Annotated in this window: 2 protein-coding genes; one reads left to right on the top strand and one right to left on the bottom strand. The window is 73.0% G+C overall.

Annotated elements, in window-relative coordinates:
• The first annotated feature begins 62 nt into the window (after positions 1 to 62).
• Positions 63 to 1319, top strand: a complete 1257-nt coding sequence (locus tag ASJ79_RS23105) for a DUF349 domain-containing protein (RefSeq protein WP_067960429.1) — start codon at positions 63 to 65, stop codon at positions 1317 to 1319.
• On the opposite strand, the gene ASJ79_RS23100 is transcribed toward ASJ79_RS23105, so the two are convergent.
• Positions 1320 to 1931: a hypothetical protein gene (locus tag ASJ79_RS23100; RefSeq protein ID WP_369803747.1), complete on the bottom strand. Its 612-nt coding sequence runs from the start codon at positions 1929 to 1931 to the stop codon at positions 1320 to 1322.
• Positions 1932 to 2093: the final 162 nt, after the last annotated feature.

Raw genomic sequence — 2093 nt, 5'->3', positions numbered from 1 at the left:
ACGGTGCTGTCCGCGCTGGCGGCGATCGTCTGGTTCCGCCGGGTTCTGGAGAGCTCTCCCGGATTCCCGCTGCAGTACGCCCCGCCGCCGGGGCTCGGCCCGGTCCAGACCGAGTACATCCGCACCGGTTCGGCCGGGTCGACCCCGACGGCACCGTCTGGCTGATCACCTCCTCCGGCGAGCGCACCATCGGGTCGTGGCAGGCCGGTGACGCCGAGGCCGCGTTCGCGCATTTCGGTCGCCGCTTCGACGACCTGCACACCGAGGTGGTGCTGCTGGAGACCAGGCTGGCGTCCGGAACCGGCGACGCCCGCAAGATCCGGTCGGCGGCGGCGTCGCTGGCCGAGAGCCTGGCCGAGGCGCACGTCCTCGGCGATGTGGACTCGCTGGCCGCGCGCCTGGCCTCGATCGTCGAGCAGGCCGACAGCGCCACGCACCAGGAGAAGGCCCGTCGCGAGGAGCTGCGCGCGGCCCAGACCGCCCGCAAGGAGGCGCTGGCCGCCGAAGCCGAGGACATCGCGAACAACTCGACGCAATGGAAGGCCGCCGGTGACCGGCTGCGGGCCATTCTCGAGGAGTGGAAGACGATCACCGGACTGGACCGCAAGGTCGACGACGCGCTGTGGAAGCGCTACTCGGCGGCCCGCGAGACGTTCAACCGCCGCCGCGGTTCACATTTCGCCGAGCTCGACCGGGAACGCGCCGGCGCCCGGCAGGCCAAGGAGGCCCTGTGCGAGCGTGCCGAGGCCCTGTGTGACTCGACCGACTGGGGCCCGACATCGGCGACGTTCCGCGACCTGCTGACCGAGTGGAAGGCGGCCGGGCGCGCATCCAAGGACGTCGACGATTCGCTGTGGCAGCGCTTCAAGGCGGCGCAGGACAAGTTCTTCTCGGCCCGCAACGCCGCCACCGCCGAACGCGACGCGGAGTTCCGCGCCAACGCCGAGGCCAAGGAAGCCCTGCTGGCCGAGGCCGAACGCATCGACACCTCCGATCCGGACGCGGCCAGGGCGGCGCTGCGTGCGATCGGCGACAAGTGGGACGCGATCGGGAAGGTGCCGCGCGAACGCGCGCCGGAACTGGAACGACGGCTGCGCGCGGTGGAGAAGAAGATCCGGGACGCCCCGACCGGCGGGGTGGATCCGGAGGCGCAGGCCCGCGCCGATCAGTTCCGCGTCCGCGCCGAGCAGTTCGAGCGGCAGGCGGAGAAGGCGGCCGCGGCCGGGCGCACCAAGGACGCCGAGAAGGCCCGCGCCAGCGCCGAGCAGTGGCGGCAGTGGGCCGACGCGGCGGCGGACGCGCTGAGCCGCAAGCGCTGACTAGTCCTTCGGCGGGGTGCTGTCGTCACCTTCGTCGGGGAACGTATCGAGCAGCCCCTTCTGCTGGCCCTCCCTGATGGCCCGGCGCCGCTCTTCCTCGGCGGCCAGCTGCAGCGCGGTGCGCGTGGCCACCACCCTGGCCCAGTGGTAGCTCAGCAGGATCACGGCCAGCCACGCCACCACCAGCCCCACACCGGGGCCGGGGTGCGGTTCCGGCGCGGTCTGGCGTGACCACACCGCCAGCAGCCCCACGAACGACGACACCGTCGAGCCGGCCAGCGCGATCCACGCCAGCGTCCAACGGCGGGTCAGCAGCGCGAGCATCGAGAATCCGACACCGAACACCAGCGAGAACCACGTGAACACCCGCGAGGGCAGCGCGACCCCGGTGTCGATCGCGGCCTGGGAGCCGGTCAGCACGTCGAGTCCCCGTGCGCCGCCGGTGTGCGGAAGCACGAGCGTGGCCAGCAGCACGAACACCAGGATCGCGAGCAGCAGCGCGCGCGGGCCGGGGTCGATCTCGCGCGCGATACGCCGTTCCGCGGCTTCGATGTCGTTCCTGAACTCGTCGAAGCCGTTGGCGCCGCCGCTTCCCGCGCTCATCGGGAGCATCCGCTCGGGGCGGGATCCGCGGCGGGCACCCCGATCGCCGACGCCGACCTGATCGAACACCGGCGCACCCGGGCCGGCGACGCGCACGCCGCCGGACAGAAGCCGCGCACCGGCGTCGGGGCGGGCATGCCAGACCGGCAGGGCGTCGGGGAGGGGAAGCGG

Origin of the sequence: Mycobacterium sp. NAZ190054 (assembly GCF_001545925.1) — a bacterium.
Classification (GTDB): domain Bacteria; phylum Actinomycetota; class Actinomycetes; order Mycobacteriales; family Mycobacteriaceae; genus Mycobacterium.
The sequence above is the reverse complement of the archived record's forward strand: the minus strand, read 5'-3'. Positions and strand labels throughout refer to the sequence as shown.